Source organism: Novosphingobium resinovorum (assembly GCF_027922145.1).
GTDB classification, from domain to species: domain Bacteria; phylum Pseudomonadota; class Alphaproteobacteria; order Sphingomonadales; family Sphingomonadaceae; genus Novosphingobium; species Novosphingobium resinovorum.
In genome coordinates this window covers 266,183-286,397 of the sequence record NZ_BSFC01000030.1, presented here as the reverse complement: position 1 = coordinate 286,397, position 20,215 = coordinate 266,183, and the positions used below count along the sequence as shown (strand labels likewise).

The 20,215-nt window shown below is 67.4% G+C and carries 17 protein-coding genes; 8 read left to right on the top strand and 9 right to left on the bottom strand.

The features are described 5' to 3' along the window. The first annotated feature begins 2 nt into the window (after positions 1-2). From PKE80_RS19225 to PKE80_RS19200, 6 genes are read left to right on the top strand one after another with little or no spacing between them, the layout of a single operon-like run. Entirely contained in the window at positions 3-1,364 is a 1,362-nt protein-coding gene (locus tag PKE80_RS19225) for a polysaccharide pyruvyl transferase family protein (protein WP_271183886.1), read from the top strand. Continuing rightward, entirely contained in the window at positions 1,361-2,683 is a 1,323-nt protein-coding gene (locus PKE80_RS19220; protein WP_271183885.1) for a glycosyltransferase family 4 protein, read from the top strand. Before PKE80_RS19225 ends, PKE80_RS19220 begins: the two co-directional genes overlap by 4 nt. 4 nt (positions 2,684-2,687) lie before the next feature. Next, positions 2,688-3,551, top strand: a complete 864-nt coding sequence (locus tag PKE80_RS19215) for a glycosyltransferase family 2 protein (protein WP_271183884.1) — start codon at positions 2,688-2,690, stop codon at positions 3,549-3,551. Between the two features lie 2 nt (positions 3,552-3,553). Further along, positions 3,554-4,648, top strand: coding sequence for a glycosyltransferase family 4 protein (locus tag PKE80_RS19210; RefSeq protein WP_271183883.1), 1,095 nt, complete (start codon positions 3,554-3,556; stop codon positions 4,646-4,648). Beyond that, positions 4,645-5,553, top strand: a complete 909-nt coding sequence (locus tag PKE80_RS19205; protein ID WP_271183882.1) for a glycosyltransferase family 2 protein — start codon at positions 4,645-4,647, stop codon at positions 5,551-5,553. The genes PKE80_RS19210 and PKE80_RS19205 overlap by 4 nt, the downstream gene beginning before the upstream one ends. Continuing rightward, the gene (locus PKE80_RS19200) at positions 5,550-7,049 is read left to right on the top strand and encodes a lipopolysaccharide biosynthesis protein (protein ID WP_271183881.1); all 1,500 of its coding nucleotides are present in this window, start codon (positions 5,550-5,552) and stop codon (positions 7,047-7,049) included. Before PKE80_RS19205 ends, PKE80_RS19200 begins: the two co-directional genes overlap by 4 nt. A gap of 3 nt (positions 7,050-7,052) precedes the next feature. Here the strand turns inward: PKE80_RS19200 and PKE80_RS19195 are convergent, their stop codons facing one another. From PKE80_RS19195 to PKE80_RS19155, 9 genes are all read right to left on the bottom strand, one after another. Continuing rightward, positions 7,053-7,874 (bottom strand): calcium-binding protein, encoded by an 822-nt coding sequence (locus tag PKE80_RS19195; RefSeq protein ID WP_271183880.1) that lies wholly within the window; start codon positions 7,872-7,874, stop codon positions 7,053-7,055. Between the two features lie 249 nt (positions 7,875-8,123). Further along, positions 8,124-9,374, bottom strand: a complete 1,251-nt coding sequence (locus tag PKE80_RS19190; RefSeq protein WP_271183879.1) for a cell wall hydrolase — start codon at positions 9,372-9,374, stop codon at positions 8,124-8,126. A gap of 42 nt (positions 9,375-9,416) precedes the next feature. Then, complete coding sequence (locus tag PKE80_RS19185) at positions 9,417-10,514, bottom strand: polysaccharide pyruvyl transferase family protein (protein WP_271183878.1); 1,098 nt, start codon at positions 10,512-10,514, stop codon at positions 9,417-9,419. 2 nt (positions 10,515-10,516) lie between these two features. Then, positions 10,517-11,452 (bottom strand): phosphoribosyltransferase family protein, encoded by a 936-nt coding sequence (locus tag PKE80_RS19180; protein WP_271183877.1) that lies wholly within the window; start codon positions 11,450-11,452, stop codon positions 10,517-10,519. Continuing rightward, a complete protein-coding gene (locus tag PKE80_RS19175) occupies positions 11,452-12,924 on the bottom strand; it encodes a glycoside hydrolase (RefSeq protein WP_271183876.1) in 1,473 nt (490 codons plus the stop codon). Before PKE80_RS19175 ends, PKE80_RS19180 begins: the two co-directional genes overlap by 1 nt. Further along, a complete protein-coding gene (locus tag PKE80_RS19170) occupies positions 12,921-14,060 on the bottom strand; it encodes a glycosyltransferase (protein ID WP_008828458.1) in 1,140 nt (379 codons plus the stop codon). The genes PKE80_RS19175 and PKE80_RS19170 overlap by 4 nt, the downstream gene beginning before the upstream one ends. Then, the gene (locus PKE80_RS19165) at positions 14,057-16,198 is read right to left on the bottom strand and encodes a GumC family protein (protein WP_271183875.1); all 2,142 of its coding nucleotides are present in this window, start codon (positions 16,196-16,198) and stop codon (positions 14,057-14,059) included. The genes PKE80_RS19170 and PKE80_RS19165 overlap by 4 nt, the downstream gene beginning before the upstream one ends. Positions 16,199-16,239: 41 nt before the next feature. Continuing rightward, on the bottom strand, positions 16,240-17,508 hold the full coding sequence (locus tag PKE80_RS19160; RefSeq protein ID WP_271183874.1) for an outer membrane beta-barrel protein: 1,269 nt from the start codon (positions 17,506-17,508) through the stop codon (positions 16,240-16,242). After that, on the bottom strand, positions 17,508-18,275 hold the full coding sequence (locus PKE80_RS19155) for a sugar transferase (protein WP_271183873.1): 768 nt from the start codon (positions 18,273-18,275) through the stop codon (positions 17,508-17,510). The genes PKE80_RS19160 and PKE80_RS19155 overlap by 1 nt, the downstream gene beginning before the upstream one ends. 270 nt (positions 18,276-18,545) lie before the next feature. Between PKE80_RS19155 and PKE80_RS19150 the strand changes: the two genes are divergently transcribed. Next, positions 18,546-19,151: a polysaccharide biosynthesis/export family protein gene (locus tag PKE80_RS19150; protein WP_271183872.1), complete on the top strand. Its 606-nt coding sequence runs from the start codon at positions 18,546-18,548 to the stop codon at positions 19,149-19,151. 339 nt (positions 19,152-19,490) lie between these two features. Continuing rightward, positions 19,491-20,192, top strand: a complete 702-nt coding sequence (locus PKE80_RS19145) for a LuxR C-terminal-related transcriptional regulator (RefSeq protein WP_271183871.1) — start codon at positions 19,491-19,493, stop codon at positions 20,190-20,192. Positions 20,193-20,215: the final 23 nt, after the last annotated feature.

Here is a 20,215-nt window from a genome sequence, read left to right as displayed (position 1 = left end):
CCATGGAAGCCGCCGACCGACTGATGCTCGACGATCCATGCGAGGCGCCGTGCGAGAGTCTGCCTCCGACGAATGCACAAGACGCTCACGATCAGCCGTCCGTTCAGCCGGAGCCAACCATCGACCATCCTGCCGATGATATCCCCGTCAATGACTGGCCCGCCGCTGTTCGGGTAGCCATCCTCAACGTCAAGTACAGCCCCAACCTGGGCGACGGCATCATTGCGGAGTGCCTCGAAGGCGAACTGCGACGCGCCGGTCCGCGCATCGAGCCGGCTTCCATCGACCTTGCCGGGCGCACAAGCTTCAGCACCGCGCACGGACGGCGCCGGGCCACGGCGCTGTCGATCATCGAGAGGCTTCCTGCCCGCCTGCGCACCGTGATGGTTCCCGCGCTGCTCCTGCTGCTGGTGCGCCATCGTTTCGCGCCGCGCTGGGCGAAGCAACTGGCCACGTGCGACAGCGTGGTTATCGGCGGCGGCGCGTTGTTCCAGGATGTCGACCAGAACTTCCCGATAAAGATCGCCGAAGCCCTCAAGCTTGCCAACGCGCGCCGCTTGCCGGTGGCGATCGCCAGCGTGGGGGTTTCCGGCGAGTGGTCCGACCGCGGGCGCGCGCGTCTGGCCGAACAGCTTCAGGCGGCGCGCCTGCTCTACGTCTCGGTACGGGACGAGCGCTCCGCTGCGAACTGGCAGGCGACGATGGGCCGTGAAGGTCTTGGTACGGCCAGGATCGCGCCCGATCCGGGCCTGCTCAGCGCCCGGCACTACGGTACTCCGCGCCTGTCGGGTCCGCCGCGCGTCGGCCTTTGCGTGACCGCGCCGATCGCGCTGCGCCTCCATCACGAAGGGGCGCACGACGATGGCCAGCTGGAGTCATGGATGCGCGCGGTCGCGCGCCAGCTGACGGCGCTGCGGCGAGAGGTCGTGCTGTTCACCAACGGCAGCCCCGAGGACCGCCTGTTCCGGGATCGCCTTAAGGCTAGGATCGGGCGCGAGCAGGGCATCTCCTTCGCCCCCGACTTTGCGGAACCGCGCGAGCTGGCCCATGCCCTCTCCGGTTTCGACTGCGTACTGGCCCATCGCCTGCATGCCTGCATCGTGGCCTATTCCTATCGGGTGCCCACGATCGGCTTCGCCTGGGACTGCAAGCTGCGCAGCTTCTTCGAGCTGACCGGCCGCGGCGCCTTCGTCGTCGATCCGCGCGAGGCGAGCCCGATGCACGTCGCCGACCTTGCGGTGACCGCTATCGAACAGGGCATCGAGGAGCAGATCCATACCGACCTGCTGCAAGGTGCCACTTCTGCCATCCACGCCCTCGCGCGCCAACTCGCGAGCGCAGCCGGAAGGACGTCGGCCGGATGATCGACCGTATCGTCATCATCAACGACCTGTCCAACGCCAAGGGAGGCGCTTCGCAGCTTGCCCTGGAGGCAGCCGTGCAGTTCGCGCGGCGCGGGCAGTCGGTGACCCTTCTGTGCGGATCGACCGGCAGTCGCGAACTCGAAGCCGAGGGCATCGAAGTCGCGGCGCTGGGGCATGGGCGGTTGCTGGAAGGCAGCCGCGCCAGGGCAATGGTCCACGGGCTCTACAACCGCCCGGCGGCGATGATGGTCGCCGACTGGGTCGCCCGGAACGATACCCCGCGCACCGTATATCATGTCCACGGGTGGTCGCAGATTCTTTCGCCCGCGCTTTTTGCGGCGCTACGCCCGGTGCGCGAACGCATGCTGGTTCACGCGCACGACTTCTTCTTCACCTGCCCCAACGGTGCGATGTTTCATTTTGGCCGCGACGCGCCGTGCGGCGCCACGCCGATGAGCGCGGCCTGCCTCACGTCCGCCTGCGACCGCCGGGGCATCGTATCGAAGGCGTGGCGCAGCGCCCGTCAGGGCATCCAGAATCGCGTGCTGGGAGCAACGCCCCCGCCGCTGCTGCTGATTCACGGCGGCATGGCCCCGTACCTCGCCCGCTCCGGGCTGAGCGACGGCGATATGGCGGTCCTGCCCAATCCCGTCATCCCCTGGACCCTTGAGCGCATACCCGCCGAAGAAAACCGGGGTGTCCTATTCGTCGGCCGCATGGAGGCGACCAAGGGCATCGACCTCGCCGCCGAAGCCTGTCGCCGGGCCGGAGTGCGCCTGACCGCCATCGGCGACGGCGAGATGCTCTCCGACTTGCGGCAACACTACCCGGAGATGGCCTGGATCGGCCGCCGCAAGCCTTCCGAAGTCGGCCAGTTCGCGCGGCATGCCCGCGTCGCCGTCATGCCCAGCCGCCACATCGAGCCGTTCGGCCTCGCCGCAGTCGAAGCGCTGTGGAGCGGGCTTCCGGTCGTGACCTCACGCGATGCGCTTATCGCGCCGGACATCGTCGCCGCAGGGGCGGGCCTGTCCGTCGACCCACGCGACGTGGCCGCTTTCGCCGCCGCGCTTTCCGCGATCTTCGCAGACGATGCGCGCGCCCGGGAAATGAGCGAGAACGCCCATCGTCACACCCGCGCCCTTGCCCTGCCTCCCGAAGCCTGGATCGACGCGCTGCTCGATGGTTATGCCGCCTACCTCGACGGCGGCCGGGCCGGGCTCCTCGCGGCGGTCCGGCACAGCGCCGGCAATGCGCCCGAGGTGCCGCCGACCGCCATCGTCCTGCCATTCCGCAATCGCCGCGCGGCGGGGAGAGTCTAGCCTTATGCGCATCCACGTCGTCTTCGCCACCGTCGGCCGCGCTGCTCTGCTCGCGCGCACGGTGGACCGCATCGCCGAGCAGACGCGCCTGCCCGACGGCATCCTCGTTTCGGCCACCGGCCCGGCCGACGTCGCGGGCGTCGAACGCGCACGCATGCCCGCCCGCGTCATGTTCGGAGACAAAGGCCTCTGCCGCCAGCGCAACGCGGCGTTGCGCGAACTCTCCACCGAAACCGACGTGGTGGTGTTCCTCGACGACGACTTCGTCGTCCATAACGACTACCTCGCGGTGATAGAGGAGACTTTCACCGACCAGAGCATCGTCGGCGCCACCGGGGACCTGCTAGCCGACGGCATCCACGGCGAGGAAATCCCCTTCGACGCCGCCGCGCTGAGGCTGGACGGCCACACCCTGCCCGCCTTCACTCCGCTCAGGCCGCGACAGGCCCTCTACGGCTGCAACATGGCCGTGCGCGCCTCGGCCATCGACGGGCTGTGGTTCGACGAGGCACTGCCGCTCTACGGCTGGCAGGAGGACATCGACTTCACCCACCAGCTTGGCAAGCGCGGGAGGCTGGTGTCGGGCGATCGGCTGACCGGCATCCACCTCGGCACCCGCAGCGCCCGGTCGCCGGGCAAGCGGCTGGGCTATTCGCAAGTCGCGAACCTCGTCCACTTGTGGCGCAAGGGTACGATGCAGCCCAACCTCGGCCAGCGGCTGCTGGTGCAGAACCTCGCCTCGAACGCGCTGCGCAGCTTCTATCCCGAACCGCACATCGACCGGCGGGGGCGTCTGCTTGGCAACCTCATCGCGCTTCGCGACCTCATGACCGGCCGCATCGATCCACGCCGCGTCGAGACGATGTGACCATGCCGCGCCCCATCTACTTCAACGGCAAATTCTATTCCGGCGGGCTGAACGGCGTCCACCGCGTCGCCGACCGGCTGATCCGCGAGTGTGACCGCATGCTGGCGCTGATCCCCTTTGAACACCGGCCCCGCGCCTATCTGATGACGGCGACAAAAGCCGACTGGGTGCCGCCACTACAAGCCATAGAGCGGCGCGACTACGCGCGAACCGACCAGTTCTGGGAACAGGTCATCCTGCCGCTGGCGAGCCGCGACGGGGTGCTGGTGAACCTCGCCAACCTCGCGCCGATCGCCCACCGCAACAAGATCACGATGATCCATGACGTGCAGTTCCTGTTCTCCGACTGCGGCTATCCGGCCCGCCAGCGGATCGGCTATCGCTGGTTGACGCCGCTGCTGGGGCGATCGAGCAAGGCGACGCTGACCGTCTCGGAATTCTCCCGCCGCCTGCTGCACCAGCATGCCATCGCCGATCAGGGGCGCACGCGCGTCATCGCCAACGGGGCCGACCACATCCTCGACGCGGCCGAGGACAACGGCCTGCGCGAACGCCTTGGCCTGATACCGGGGAGCTACGCCGTCCTGTTCGGCAGCCCCAAGGCTTACAAGAACAACGCGGTCGTCTTCGACGCCTTCTCCTCCGGCGCCGCCGCCCCGACCCGGCTGGTGGTCGTCGGCCCGCAGCGCGAGGCGCTCGCCGCATCGGGCCTCCGTCCGCCCGAGGGCACGATCTTTGCCGGACGGCCTGATGACGGCGAACTCAAGAGTCTTCTCGGCGGCGCGGTGGCGATCCTGTTTCCCTCGCGCACCGAAGGCTTCGGACTCCCCCCGCTCGAAGCGATGCTGTGCGACTGCCCCGTCGTCGCCAGCCCGGCCGGCGCGATCCCCGAGGCTTGCGGAGACGCCGCGATCTACGCCGGCACCGACCGCCCGGACGAGTGGGCCGAGGCCATCGTGCGCCTGCGCAGCGATCCCGCCCTGCGCGCCTTCAAGATCGCACAGGGTCGCCGCCGCGCCGCGCGCTTCACCTGGAAGGCGGCGGGATCGGGCCTGATGGACGTCATCAAACAGGTTTCAGGAGGACAGCCGCGATGAAGCACGCAGGCCCGACCATCGACGTGGTGATCCCGACCTACAACCGCCGCGACCTGCTGCCCGGAGCCATCGCCAGCATAAAGGCGCAGACCCTGCCGGTCGCGCGGATCTTCATCGTCGACGACGGCTCTACCGACGGCACGATCGAATGGGTCCGCACGCTGGCGCAGGACGATCCGGCTATCGAACTGGTCGAGATGCAGCACGGCGGCGCCAATGTCGCGCGCAATGCCGGGATCGCGCGGGCACGCTCGGAATGGGTCGCCTTCCTCGATTCCGACGATGCCTGGGAGCCGGAAAAGCTGGAGCGCCAGTTCGCACTGCTGGAAGAAAGGCCCGATCTGGTCGGCCTGTTCTGCGGATTTCGCCTCGTCGGCATCAAGGTGGAGAAGATCCACCGGCCGCGCGACAATCCCTCGCTGCTCGACTTGCGCTGCGCCAATGGCCTCGGCAGCACGTCGGGCGCGGTGATCCGGCGATCGGCGCTGCAGGAGGCAACCGGGTTCAATCCGGAGCTGCCAAGCTGCCAGGACTGGGACTTGTGGTTCCGTTTGCGCCGTATCGGACCCATGGGGGTTGCGCGCCTGCCGCTGGTGCGGTTCAACTGTGGCCCGCACGAGCGGATCACGACCAACATGAACAAGGTGCTCTCCGGCCACCGCGCCATCTTCGCCAACCTCCTCGCCGACGTCGAGCGTGCGGGCGAACGGGCGCGCATCCGGTCGCAGCACAAGCTGGTGGAAGCCGAGATCAAGCGCCGCTTCGGCAGCAACGGCGCGGCGCTGTGGCTGATCCTGCGCTCCTTTCTTCAAGCCCCGAGCAAGCGGGCACTGGCGGTCGGCTGGCGCACCACACGCGGCATCTGGGACGACCTGCGCCAACCACGCCCGGCCAGCGCCGCATGAGCAAAGTCGGTGTAGCGCGCGGCGCCGCAGCCCTGGGGGCAACGCGGATAGCCACTAACCTCGCCAACCTAGGCGCGCTGGTCGTGCTGGCGCGGCTGCTCACGCCGCAGGACTTCGGCCTCGTCGCCATCTGCACGACGGTGCTGGGCGTACTGGTCGCGCTGACCGAGCTTTCGGTCGGATCGGCCCTCATCCAGCGCGACGAGGTGACGCCCGCGCACATCGACAGCGCCTGGACCATGTCGTTGCTGCGCGCGGCCCTCATCGCTGGCGGCTTCGCGCTGGCGTCCGAACCGCTGGCCCGGCTCTACGGCGACGACAGGCTGGCGCCGCTCTTCGTGCTGTCGGGCATCACCGGCGCACTGGCGGGGCTCACCAATCCGCTCGTTTCGCTGCGGATGCGGGCGATGAATTTCCGGCCGATGATCATGCTGCAGATCGTGCAGAAGCTGTCGGCGCTGGCGATCTCCGTGGGGCTGGCACTGTGGCTGCGCAACTACTGGGCTATCGTGGTGGGGTCGGCGATCGGCGGCGCGCTGGGCACGGTGCTGAGCTACCTCGTCGTGCCTTACCGCCCGCGCTTCACCCTGTCGCGTTCGCGCGACCTGCTGGGCTTCTCCAGCTGGCTGTTCCTCGGCCAGGTGATGAACGTGGTGAACTGGCGCTTCGACCAGCTGGTGATCGGCCTGTTCCTGCCGACCGCGCAGCTGGGCGCCTATTCGATGGCCGACAACGTCTCCGCCATCCCGAGCCGCGAGGCGACGACGCCGCTGGTCCAGACCCTGTTCCCCAGCTTCGCCCGCATGCAGGGCGACCGCGCCCGGCTGCGCTCCGCCTATCAGACCGCGCAAGGCGCGATCGGCATCGTCGCCTTGCCGATCGCGGTCGGCTTCATGTTGCTCGCCGACCCGATGGTGCGCGTGGCGCTCGGGCAGAAATGGCTGATAACGGTGCCGCTGATCCAGGTGATCGGCTTCAGCTACGCGCTGCAGACGCTGGTGACCGGATCGCGCCCGCTGGCCATGGCCGAAGGGGCCACCCGCACGCTGTTCGTGCGCGACGTCTGGGGACTGGCACTGCGCGTGCCCTGCGTGACGGTCGGGCTGATGGGCTGGGGCCTGATGGGGCTGGTCTGGGGACGACTGCTGAGTTCGGTACTGGGCCTGTTCATCACCTCCGCGCTCGTCACGAAGCTGACGGGACTGTCGGTCCTCGACCAGATGAAGGCGCATCGCCGCACGGTCGCGGCCGTGGGCGTCATGGCCGCTGCGGTACTCGCCGCCGACCACGAACTGCTGCAGGTCGGCGCCGTGCCCATCGCACGCATCGCCGTGCTCGCACCCTTGGGCGCGCTGACCTACCTCGGCACGCTTCACCTGCTATGGATCGGCAGCGGACGAAGTGCGGGCGCGGAGGCCGAACTGCTAGGCCTCGCACGCACCGCCTTCGCCCGCTTCAGGAAAGGACGGACGGCCCCGGCGATAACCGGGGCCTGATCCTCACGCGCCTACCGCGGAACGGATCGCCGCCACCGCCGGGCGCGGAGTCAGGTCGTTGTTGAACAGGCCGAAATTGGTGATCTCGCTCGTGCCCTTCCAGCAGAACAGCTCGTAGATGCTGATCGTGTGGACGTAGGACTGCGCCATCGCGGTCTTGACGTCGGACGCCAGCAACGTCGCCTGCTGGGCGATCGTGACCGGCGGCGAGGTATTGTTGCTGGCGCTTCCCCCGGTCGTGCGGCCCCACTCGGTGATGATGCCCTGGGTAGTCTTGCTCTCGACCACCTTCTGCTTGAACCCCGCCACGCGCCCGGCGACGTCGGACGGCGGCGTCGGGTAGATGTGGGAATTGGCCAAGTCGGTGTACGGCGCCTGCTGCGCCTGCATGAAGTCGTTGCTGGCGACCAGCGGGATCGAGCGCAGCACCGGGTCCACCTTGATGGCGGCGTGGAAGTCCTTGATGAACGCCATCAGCGCCGGTGCATTGCCGGTGCGGAAGCCCATGCGCTTGTCGGTCACGCCATTGTAGGTGACCGGATTGAGATCCGGCTCGTTGGGAAACTCGATGGCGAAGATCGAATTGGGAACGGTCGCCACGAACGCCTTCATGTCGGCGATGCTCTTGCGGATGTCCCGCACCGAAAGCGTGAAGCAGAACCGCACGCCCGCCCTTGCGAGGCCCACGTAAGTCGCCCAGCCTGCGGTTCCGCTGTAAGGCTCGCGGCAGCGCATCTTGCGCACGCCGCCCAGCTTGTCGAGCGCAGGCAATATGTTAGCCAGCTTGTAAGGCGATTGGGTGTCTTGCGGACGCCCCTGCACCATCAGCCGGCTGATGGAAGGGGTAGCGCCCCGTGCGATGGAAGGAAGGAGGGGAGCGGTCGCAAGCGCGCCGATCAGGTGACGTCGAGAGAGAGGGAAACCGTATTCGGACATTATTGTCGTTGCTCCAGAGGGCGAATCCGGATCGGCCGCATATCGGGCGATCATACCCTCCGGAAGGCGCAACGGGACGCGCGGCCCCGGGCTTGCGCCGGTCCGCACGGGAGCAGGAAATCTGACGGTTTCTTAACCTTAAAGCGGAGTATGGAGCAGTCTCTGGACGGCGACGCGGTCGGGCGGCAGGCATTGCCGCATATCCGGACGGGTCACGGCGGAGCAATCCCACAGCGCCAGGTCGCGGTGGCTCGCCGGGTCGCGGATGAAGACGAAGACCGGAAGGTCGCGCTGGGACGGCGACCGCAGGCGGTTGGCCTCCAGCATTGCGGGAGAGGACCAGGCGACGACACGGCAACTGGCCTTGCCCGCACAGCGAGAAAGCGCATCCATCGCCCACCGTCCCGGAGGCATCGCCGGATCGATGGAGAGAAGTATCGCGTCACCCTGAACACCGCCGGGGTTCCCTGCCATGACGGACGGATGTGCGGCGGCGAATGCGGGCTCCGTGACGGCAGGCAAGGACGCTGCGGTGGTTTCGACTTCTGCCTGCTCCGATCTCATGAGTGTCCCGAGCCGCTCGATCACGGGCTCCGGCGCATTCGGGCGGATCAGATGTCCACCGGCGAACCGGTAGAACACATGCGCGCCGACCTGCGCGACTTTCGTGAGGCTCGGCGCCCAGTAGGGATAGACGTAGTCCGCATGGTAATGCGTGGCATCGCCCACCGCCGGGTCCACCGCTCCGGACAGCGCCGCCGCTGCGAGAACCCGCGCACGCCGCCAGGCTTCGGGCGCTGGCCGCCGCGTCATCGCGCCGTCGCAGGTGAAAGTGAACTGGCAGCCGGTCGATAGTTCGGAACCCTGGAACACCACGCCGCAAACGCTCGCCGGGTAGACCCCGTGGCGCACGCGGTTGAGCACCACCTGCATCACCGCACGCTCCCCCGCAGCATCGTCGCCCGCCTCGTACCAGCCCGCCGCAGCAAGGCACGTGACTGCTCGCACGTGGTCCTCGTTCCCGCCCGCGAAGGCGAAGGGCTTCGCGAGGCCCGGAGGCGCATCGAAACGCCGCGCATCGTTGAGCAAGTGCGCCTTTTCGGGTGAGCCGGCGGTATCGGCCGCCGGTGCGGCGGAACCGAATGGTGGCTTCACGACCGGATTGCGGAGCATCATCGGCCCGGATCGGGCCGCCACGGAGACCGGCGCGCGCACGGCGGCAGGCAGTGCATAGGAGCACAGGCCGACAGCTGCGACGATCGCCGTCATCGCGCGCATCACCCGGACCACCGGGAATCGTGCAGGGCCTGACGGCCGCGCCGATGTCGAGGCAGCGGGATACTGCACGGTGCCGTGATGCCGTCTCCCCGCCTGGACGGAAAGTGCCACGGCGGGCGAGCGGCGGCGCAGCGGGATTAGCCCTTTCGGGTATCAATCGAGGTTGAGCGCCGCCCTGCGCCCGAGTTCCTGCCGGACTTGCGCCCGGGCCGCGACATCGAACGCCAGCGCCGCCGCGACTTTGGCTCCGGCCTTGCCCGCCTCCTCACGGCCGATCAGGGGGATCGCGAAGTCGTCGGCCACGACACGGACCTTGGCCGTGCCGTCCTCGATCGCCAGCGCGGGCGCATCGGCGAGGATCGCGAAGATCAGCGAATGCAGCCGGTTCGTCACCACCAGGGCGGCGTCGCGATAGAGCTGCGTCAGGGTTTCCAGTTCGAAACTGTCGAAGACATGGGGCTCACGCCCCTGCCAGCGGCCTGCGAGACGGGCAGCGGACACCTTGTCCATCGATTCGCGCGGGTCGTGGCAGGCAATGGCGACCCGCGCGTCGGGCAATGCCGCCTGCGCTGCATCGAGCACCGCATCGAGCGCGGCGCCGTCAAGCGAGCGGCGCTCGCTGCCGTCGTCGCAAGGCGCCACCACGATCCAACGCGCGACCGGCCCGCGTTCGGCTTCGACATAGGCGCCGATCGGCAGGAACACCATGTCGGCGAGGACCGCCACCGCCTTGCCCGGCAGCAGATCGGCCAGATTACGCGCGGAAGCCGCATCGCGCACGTTCACCACGGCACAGCGTCGCAGCACCATGCGCCAGAGAAAACGCCGGGAGCGTGAACGGATCACACTCACCCCAAGCCCCCGCGTGACCACGCGCCCGCCGCCCGCGCGTGCGCTTACGGCGGCCAGTGCAAGGCCGAACATCGACGCGATCGACACGTTGTCCCGCACGATCTGGCCGCCGCCAATCACGAGATCGGTCCCGAAGGCCCGGCCCGCGAAGTCAAGCAGGCGCTTGCCCGGCGTGAGTTCGCCGCCTGCCTCCTCGACCTGCCTGACGATCGCTGCGGGGAGCCGCGCCCAGTACCGCACCGCTCCGCCCTCCCCTCGCGAGACCGCAAGGTTCTGCAGCACCAGCTTGAGGTCGCCGAGATTGTGCAGATCACCCGGTACGAAGACCTGCCGCCGATGCGAATGGCGGGGCGTCGCAGCCCCGTCGCTCCCTGCATCGATCACCGGCTGGTGCTTCACCGCTACCCTGCTCGCAGCACGCGCGAGACCATCCGGCCGACACGCGCGCGGAACCGGTGCGGAGCCAGCGTATGGCGGATCGCCTGCGGGTTCATCATCCCCGGCATCAGCATCTGCGGGTCCTGAAGGCTGAGCACGGGTTTGCCGGACAGCCGCGCAATGTCGCGGGCCTGCGGCAGTTCGCTCTCCACGAACAGGTCGCAGGCGGCTTCGCGGTAAACCTCCGCCTTGAAACTGCCGTGTGCCCGCAGGCGCCGCCGCGCGGCGGCGTCGGGGAGGTCGAGCATCCGGAGCTGGCCGTAACGGACGCCGTGACGGTCCAGCCAGTCCTCGGTCGGCGCACGGTACTTCTCCAGCCGGCTGGTCACCAGCATCGCGATCTCTCGGCGCGGGCGGTGGAGCGGCACGGCGCTGGCAAGGAAGTTCAGGTAGCGGGCGCCGTCGTCGTTCTCGCGCTCGGTCGGGTCGACGCAGAGCACGCCGTCAATGTCGAAGCAGGAGCGCGAGACGATCGGATGATGGAGTACGTTCCACTCGAAAACGCGTGGTTCCGGGACAGTCTCGAACACGAAGTCGGCGCCGCCGGACTTGCCCGGCACGCCGTAGACCGCCGCGAAGGTGATGCGGCAGTCGAGGTGCGCCAGCTTCGCACGCGCCTCCTGCATGGAGGCGCCGGTGCGGCAGCTGTCATCGATAACGAGGACATGGGCGAACCGGGAAGCGGCCCCTTCCTCGCGCCGGGTGTGTCCGGAGGAGAGCAGCCGCCCTTGCGCAAAACCATCGATGTCCGCCAGCGGCAGGTTGCGCGCGAGAGCGACCATCGAGGCGGGCAGCATCCCGCTGCGGGGCACGCCAACCACCAGGTCGATGTCCTGCGGCAGCCGGGAAAGGCCACGCCAGACATCGCGGTAGAGGTCGTTGATCGATCGGAAATGCATCAGGCGCTCCCTCTGGAAGACCCGGCAGTTACAACGGCTTGCGGCGGAGAGCCGGACAGGCGGCGGCTGACCAGCATCGCCAGGTCGGGCATCCTCACCACGTGCGGGATCATCCGCCTGAGGCCGAGCGCGGCGCCTGCGAAGATCGCGAAGCTGGTGCCCGGGTGGCTGTTGGGGGAGGACACCGCCGCCGGGATCAGGATGATTGGCGCCGTGACCGCGCAGGCGCGCATCACCGCGATCATCGCCTCGTGCCCGCTTGCGGCCACGGTGGCGCCGATCGGTCGTACCACGCTGATGAGATACCACGCGAAAGTGCCGATGCCGATGACGCCCATCGTGCCAAGGATCGCCATGAACAGGCTGGACGAGCGGAAGCTGCCCGGCCCGATGCCGAGCCCGCCCGAGGCGATGAAGGCGGTCACCCCCTGCATCGCCCAGAACAGGCGCTGCTGGCCGGACACGCTGGTGCCCTTGTCCACCGTCATATGCACGACCATCTGGCCGATTTTCGCTGCCATTCCAGGCACTACCGCGATTGCCACCGCCACCATGAACGCCAGCGCGACGAGCGCGAAGCCCGCCTGACGAAGCCGCTGCGGCTGCGCTGCCGCAGGGAACAGCGCAGCGCGCGCGGCGAAAAACGCGGCGTAGCAGGCGAGGCCGACGTAGGCGGTGCTGGAGGTGCTGAGGAACAGGACTCCGCCCAGCAGGAGCGCGGCCGTGCCGGTGTGGCGTGCCCAGACCGAGCGATACCAGCACTCGGCGTTGAACACGAACCAGCCGAGCGCGAAGGCGGCCCAGCCGGAGGCTTCTGGGAAAAGCCCGTCTACCCGGTTAAACCCTTGATAAGACTGATCAAGCTGCGCGTAAGTGCCGTTGCGGAACAGCGCGAATACGTCCTGCACCCAGGTGCCCTTGGTCTGCGAGGCGATCAGGCCGGTCAGCGCGTGGACCCAGCCGATGACGACGCCGCCCTTGACCAGAGCCTCGATTCCGCCCGCCGTACGCACCGCCACATAGGCACTCAACGTGACCATAAGGGCACCCAAGAGGTACACACAGGCTGTGATGTTCTGCGAAGTCGGCTTCAACGGCACCGTATCGAACAGGCTACGCGCATCGTCGAAGCGCATCGGCGCGACGTCGATCTGCCCGGCGAAGATGCGCGGTGCGACCAGCGCGGCGACCATGCCGTAGAGCGTGAAGAGCACGAGCGGGAAGTTGTCCTTCACCCCGTCGCGCCAGAGTTCGAAATAGCCGCCGCTCGGCATCAGCACGCGCAAGTAAACGAAGACAAGCGCGAACTGGATCGGCGGGATCGAGCTGTTGCCCAGCGCCGGCACCGTCACCGCCGCCGCCCCGCCGAACAGGCCCGAAGCCATCAGGAACAGCAGCATCGCGGGCATCGAGCGGAACAGCAGCACGAAGCCGATCACAAGTTGCACCAGACCGACGAAAGTGAAGCTCATGACAGTTGCCCCACCGCCGTAAGGATCTTGCGATCGAAATGCTCGGGCGCGAAGCGGTTGGACTGCGCGACCGCGACGCTTGGGTCGAATTCGGGGAGCCAGCGCTCGAACCGCTCGATCCCGTCGACCAGCGAGTCCGCCGTCTGTCGTTCGAAAAACAGGCCGGTTTCGCCCGGCACCACGCTGTCGAGCACGCCGCCGCGCCCGTAGGCCAGCACCGGGCGGCCCGAGGCCATGGCCTCCACCGGGACGATGCCGAAGTCCTCCTCCGCCGTGAACACCAGGCCCCGCGCCCGCGCATAAGCCTGCCGCAACTCGTTGAAACCCAGCCGCGAGACGAAGCGGATGTTCGGCCCGGCGACGCGCTTGAGCCTGGCGAGCATCCCGCCGTCACCCACCATGAGCAGCGGCAGTCCGGTGCGGTTGAACGCCTCCACCGCAAGGTCGGGGCGCTTGTAGGGCACCATCTGGCCGACCCACAGGTAGTGATCATCGACGTCGAGGCTGGGGGTGAAGATGCGCGTATCGACCGGCGGGTGGATGACCTCGGACTCGCGCCGCCAGAACTTGCGCACGCGCTCGCGGATGAAGCTGCTGTTGGCGACGATCGTGTCCACCCTTGCGCTGGACGACATGTCCCATTGCCGCATCCGGTGGTAGATCAGCGGCATCGCCGCGCGGGCGATCGGATTGGCGTCCTTGCGGTAGAGGTGGTAGTGATCCCACAAATACCGCATCGGCGAGTGGCAGTAGCACAAGTGCTGCGCATGGGGGCTGGTGATCACCCCCTTGGCCGGCCCGCTCTCGCTGCTGATGACGAGGTCGTAGCCGGTCAGGTCGAGATGCTCCAATGCCATCGGCATCAGCGGCAGGTAATACTGGTACAACCGGCGCGAGAACGGCAAGCCGTTGATCCAGGTCGTCGTCACATTGGCCTTGCGGATGCTCTCCGACATCCGGCTTTCATCGTAGACGTGGGTGAAGACGTCCGCGCCCGGGAACAGGCCGAGCAGCCGCTCCAGCACCCGCTCCCCGCCGCGCATCGACACCAGCCAGTAATGGACGATGGCGACGCGCGGTTCGCTGAACCGGGTGTGCCGTCCCGCCACCGGGGGTTCGGCCAGGTTCAGTGTCATGCGTAATAGGCCTTGTATTCACGGTAGAAGTAGGCCGGGTCGGAGTAGCCGAAGAGGCGCTTGCGGCGCATGTCCATCCGGTTGATCGTCACGCCCACGACGTTGACGCTCTCACGCGGCAGCATGCCCAGGGCCGAGCGCGCCGCCCCCTTCATCGTCTTGCGCCAGCGCACCACAAGCACCGTCGCGTCGGCCATTCCGGCCAGGGTGCGGCCCGCCGCGATCGGCAGCACCGGCGGCAGGTCGAGCACGACATAATCGAAGCAGGCGCGCAATTCCTGCAGCAACCGGGTGAAAGTCTCGCCCGTCAGCAGCGTGTCATGGGCAAGGTCGGAAGGCTTTACCGGCAGGACACAAAGCCCCGATTCCCCGGTCACCAGCGCATCGGCGAGCGAAACCTTGCCTTCGAGCACTTCGATCAGGCCCGGGTGCTCGGGCGAGAGGCGCAGCAGCTTGCTGACACCGCGCCCGCGCAAATCGCAGTCGACGAGGATCGCGCCGCGTCCGCTCACCGCCAGCGTCTGCGCGAGGCAGGAGGCCACCGTCGTCTTGCCCTCCTTGGGCAGCGCCGAGGTCACCGCTATGATCTGCGCCGGGCCATAGACCGCCTGCTCGATCGAGGTGCGCAGCGAGCGGAACGATTCGGCGAAGGCGGAGCGCGGTTCCTGCGTGATCGCTGGCACCTCGCGCCGCGACTTGCGGCTGACCGAGGCGAGCAGCGGGATCGCGCCGAGGTAGCGGCTGCCCAGCCCCTGCTCGACTTCGTCCGACGTCGTCACGCCGCGGAACAGCGCCTCGGCGACGTAAGCGGCGGCAAGCCCGGCGCCGAGGCCGATCACCAGCGCCAGCAGCATGTTCATGGGAATGTTGGGCGAGCTTGGCAGCAGCGGCACCTCGGCCAGCGACAGCACGCGGGCGTTCGGCCGCTGGGTGCCGTCCTGCGCGATCAGCTGGCGGTAGCTGTTGAGGTACGTCTCGTACATCGCCTGCGAGGACTGCGCGGTGCGCTCCAGTTCATCGAGGCCGACCATCGCCGCGTTGTTGCGCGCAAGGTTCCCGCGCGCCGCACCGAGGCTGGAGCTGAGCGAGGCGAGGCGCTGGTCCGCCACATCGCGCTGCGCCTGCAGGTTGGACATGATGCGGGTAATCTCGTTCCTGATGTCGCTGCGCACTTCGGCGAGTTCGCTCCGGCTGCGCACGAGCTGGGGATGATTGGGGCCGTAGCGCGCCTGCATGTTGGCGACCTCGCCGCCGATCTGCGATTCCCGCGCACGCAGCGAGCCGATCACGCCCGAGCCGAGCGCCTCGCCCACGTCGTCGCCCGCCGATCCAGAGCGCAGCTGCGCCTGCGCGGTCGCGAGCCGCGCCTGGCTCTCGGCCGCCTCGGCGCGGGCCTTGGTGACTTCCTGGTTGTAGCTGGAAATCTCCTGCTCGGTCAGCGAGGCCCCCGAAGTGCTCAAGAGGCCGTTGGCGATGCGGTAGCGCTGCAGCCGCTCGGTATCCGCGTGGGCCTGCTGGCGCAGTTGCTCGAGCCGGGGCGCGACCAGCTTGGCGGTTTCGGTGTTGCTCTCGTGCGCGGCCTTGACCTCGATCTGGGTGAACTGCTGCGCGTACATGTTGGCGACTTTCGCCGCGTCCTGCCCGTTCGGCGCCTTGAACGCGACCTTGAGCGCGTAGCTCTCGCCGCTGCGCACGGCCGAGACGTTGTTCTGGTAGGTGGTGACGATCTCGGCCTGCTGGGCCGCGCTCTTGCCGTCGAGGACGCCGAGTGCGGAAGCGACACGCTGCGCAAGGTCGCGCGATTTCAGCGTCTCCACTTGCGTATCGACGTAAGAGCTGTTCGGCGAAGGCCCGGCCTGTCGCCCGGCGCTTGCCGCGGCCTCAGGCGTGTCGGTCGGCGCCAGCAGGCTGACGACCGCCTCGGCCGTGTACGTGATCGGCATCGAGAAGGTCACCGCCGCGCCGATCGCCAGCGCCGCTCCGGTGACCAGCGCGATCAGCCCCGATCGGCGCCGGAAGAACGCCATCGACCCGCCAAGGTCGACGCGCGCCGACGGCAGCATGAGCGATTGCCCGGGCGCCAGCGCAAGATCGCGCGGATCGGACCCGGCACTGATAATCTGGTGTGCACTGTTCATTGTCTGCTCCTGCCCTTCCGGCCGCTGGAGATGGTGGCGCCTCAGATCGCGATCCGGGCTCCCACTCGAACGGCTGCCCCGTCGTATTCCCTTGGAACGATGCCTGACCCGCGCTGCCGCCGCGCACTCACGCCGACGAAGGCGGCGATGCGGGTGGAGATCGTGCGGGTCACGGTAGCTTCGCCGAAGACGCGCGATTCGCGGCGGTCGAAGCCTTCGTATTCGTTGCGCAGGAACCCGGCCTCGATCCCCACCAGCGTCCGGCTGCCCAGCGCGATCGAGGCATTGCCGACCAGCGTGGACTGCAGGACGGCGGAGCCCAGCATCAGCGGGCTGCGCTCCACCGTGCGCTCGCCCTTCAGTTCGAAGCGGGTGCGCGCGGTGGGAGTCCACTTGACGCTGACGTGGTAGTCCATCGCGCCGATGTCCGGGCGGGCCGGATCGCGGGTGTCCTGCTTGACGTAGCCCAGCGCCGCTTCCGCCGTCACCAGGTCCGTTATCCGGTAGCTGACGCCGCCGACCACGGAGAAGCCCTTGGAATTGCGGCCGGTGCCGATGTCGTAGGCCAGCCGGTTACCGGTCGCCCTGACGAACAGACCGAAGGTGTCGGAGCGGCGATAATCGCCCCGGAAGGTCACGGCATCGCGCCTGACGTCGCGGAAGGACTGGTCGACTGGGAGCCCGTTCTGGCGCGCATCGTTATAGTCCAGCTTGCGTGAACTGACGCCGATCTGCCACTCGATGATGCCGCCGCCGCTCGACAGGCGCAGGCCGCCGCCGTATTCGTTGTAGGATACCGGGCGGTCGGTGAAGAACTGGTCGCCGAACGTGCCGCGCCGCTCGATCCTGCGCGCGACGCCGAAGTCGCCGTCGAGCACGAAGCGGTCCGCGAAGTCCAGTCGCCCGTCCGCCGAAAGCGACCACTGGTTGCTGTTCTCGGCGCTGGTGTCGAGGTAGCGGCGGCCCTCGGCGGCGGCATCGAAACGCAGCGCGTGGCGGGAAAAGTCGCTCTGCAGACTGACGCTGGGGCGTACCACGGCGACACCGTCGTCTATCTTGCTGCGCTGGTTATAGATGTTGGTGTCGTAGCGCAGGTCGAAGTTGACCCGGGGCAGCACCTTCATCGTGCCGATGCGGATGCCCTCGGCATCGGTCTGCTCGACCACCGATTCGGGCACTTCGACCGGATAGTCCTGCGCCCGTGCGGTGCCCGACAGGAACGCGGGCACGAACGATCCGGTGAGCCAGAGCGCCGCGGCGCGCTGGAAGCGTTTTCGCCCCAGACCGGTTGGCGCAAATGCCAACCGCATCAGCAGGACCCTCGCCCGGAAGCGACGGCGGGAATGGTGGCCGCCAGTATCCGCGCATCGTAGGCAAGCGTGCGCGCCCGGGTATAGCGAATGTCGGCGGCGATACGGCGGCGATAGGTCACGCTGCTGCGCCCGGAGACCTGCCACAACCCGGTCAGACCCGGCCGCACGGCAAGGTAGTGATGGATGTAGCGCCCGTAACGCGGCATCTCGTCCACCACGATCGGGCGGGGTCCGACGATGCTCATCTCCCCGCGCAGGACGTTGAACAGCTGCGGCAGTTCGTCGAGGCTGGTGACGCGGATGATCCGGCCGACGCGGGTGACGCGCGGGTCGTTGGGCAGCTTGCGATCGCGCTCCCACTGCGCGAGCAGATGCGGGTTCTCGCTGAGGATGCCTTCGAGACTGCTCTCGGCGTCGATCTGCATAGAACGGAACTTGAAACACGGAAATCCGCGACCGTTGCGGCCTACCCGGCGCTGGGCAAAGATCACCGGCCCCGGCTGGTCGACCCAGATCGCGATGGCGACGATGATGAACAGCGGCAGGAACGCGATGATCGCGGCAGTGGCGATGATGATGTCGAACGGCCGCGCCAGCACGTGATCGGGCTGCGCCAGCAGATCCCAGCAATCCCAGCGCGAGTGGGCGCCTGCCACGATCGGAGCCAGCGGCACCGGATCCGCCTGCTCTGAACCCTCGGACAGCATCGCATCCGAGAAGGATTCGTGCCTCCGAGCCTGCGTCCCGGCGGAATTCCCATCCATGGAGATACCTCTCTGCGTCGCGATTACCGAAGGACCAGACCTCTTTCCGTTTGCGTACAAAGAGAACTGATCAGCGAGGGTCAGAGTGACGGTATCGATGGCCCGCAGGCAAACGGTCATAAGACGTAAACCCACCTACCCCTTTCGGACTATCGCCCCGGAACTTGCTGATTTTTCTTCACAACCGAAGAGGTATGGAACCGCGACGGTACTTGGATAGGATTGCATCGTACCCCGACTTTGGACCGGGGATCTCGTAAGGAGGGCGAAATGATCCAGGGACTTTTCAGGCCTCGCGCACGCCGCTGCACCGGCATTCCGGCTTTTCTCTTGGCCACGGCGCTGACCGCCGGATGCGCGACTCAGAACTATCCGCTCGTCGATGTGTCCGAGGCGAACGCGCGCGCTACCCAGGGCATGCGCCTGGACGCGGGCGACAAAGTGCGTGTAACCGTGTTCGACGAACCGACACTGACCGGCGAGTACGAGATCGGCACGGCAGGCGCGGTGACGATGCCGCTCATCGCCGACGTATCGGCCGCCGGCAGCACGCCGGACCAGATGGCCGGCGCCATCACCGCCAAGCTGACCCAGGGCGGCTACGTGCTGAACCCGCATGTCGCGGTGGACGTCATGTCGTATCGACCGTTCTACATCCTGGGCGAAGTCGGCAAGCCCGGCGAGTACACGTATGCCGGCCAGATGTCGCTGCTTCAGGCGATCGCCAAGGCGGGCGGTTTCACGCCCCGCGCCAACAAGGGCACGGTCGTCGTGCTGCGCAAGAGCTGGGGTGGCGGGCGCAAGGTCGTGGTTGGAGACCCCGCCCTGATCATCATGCCGGGCGACACCATCACCGTTAACGAGTCGATGCTCTGACCGTCCCGCGATGAACCGTTCATCGCAAAAATCGGCATTTCTGGCGTGATTCTCTCAAAACACTGAAAAATCCCAATGTAGCACCCGACCAAGACCAAATATGGTTATCTACGTAGCGAGTTAAAGGGATCGTCATCTGCCAGTACGGCGATCACAAATCCCGGAGGCCCGCCGAATACGGAAAGATCATAATTGGGAGAAAGCCGCGCCCGTGCATTCGGACGCCGGATGTCGTCTTGTATACTCGAACAACAGGACTGACCTCGAAAGGCCGCACTTGAACAACACTCCGGACATTGAGCAATTCAATGCCCGAGTTGGGACTCGGAAGGGTGACCATTGGGTATTTCAGTCTCGATCATCAACCCCAGCTCCATTTCGCGCGAGGGGCTTCGGCGCATAATCCTGGACGGTGGGATCGAGGTCATCTCGACTTCCGCCAGCGTGGAGGACTTGCCTGAATTGCCTGACCGAAGCGATCATCTGGTTCTGGTGGACGTTCCCAGCCTGTCGGAGCAACTCGACTCCCTCCAGCAACTGGCAAGCCGCGACATGGTCAGCGCGCTGATCCTGGCGGAAAAGTTCGACCTGTCATCGATGCTGAACTGCTTCGATCATGGCGCGCAAGGCTATGCCGTGAAGGACATGCCGTGCGACACTCTGATCGCCCTGCTGCGCCTCGCCGCGCTGGGCCACAAAGTCATCCCGCCCGATGTCGCGGACATGCTGCGGCGTGAGGATTTCCGGGCCGCCGCGCCCGAACCGCGTGACGATCCCGGAGGCGCGCACAATTCCGGCTACGGCGGCGGCTCGAAGCTTTCCCAGCGCGAGAACGACGTGCTGTGCTGCCTGATGGCGGGCTACTCGAACAAGAGGATCGCCCGCAAGCTCCTCGTGACCGAGGCCACGGTGAAGGTTCACGTGAAAGCGATCCTGCGCAAGCTGAACGTCGCGAACCGGACACAGGCGGCGATGTGGGCCACTACTCACGGTGTTCCGGCGCTCGACGCGGCCTTGGCGCTGCCCGTGATGGGGAACTGAGCGCCGCCGAGATACGGGCTCTT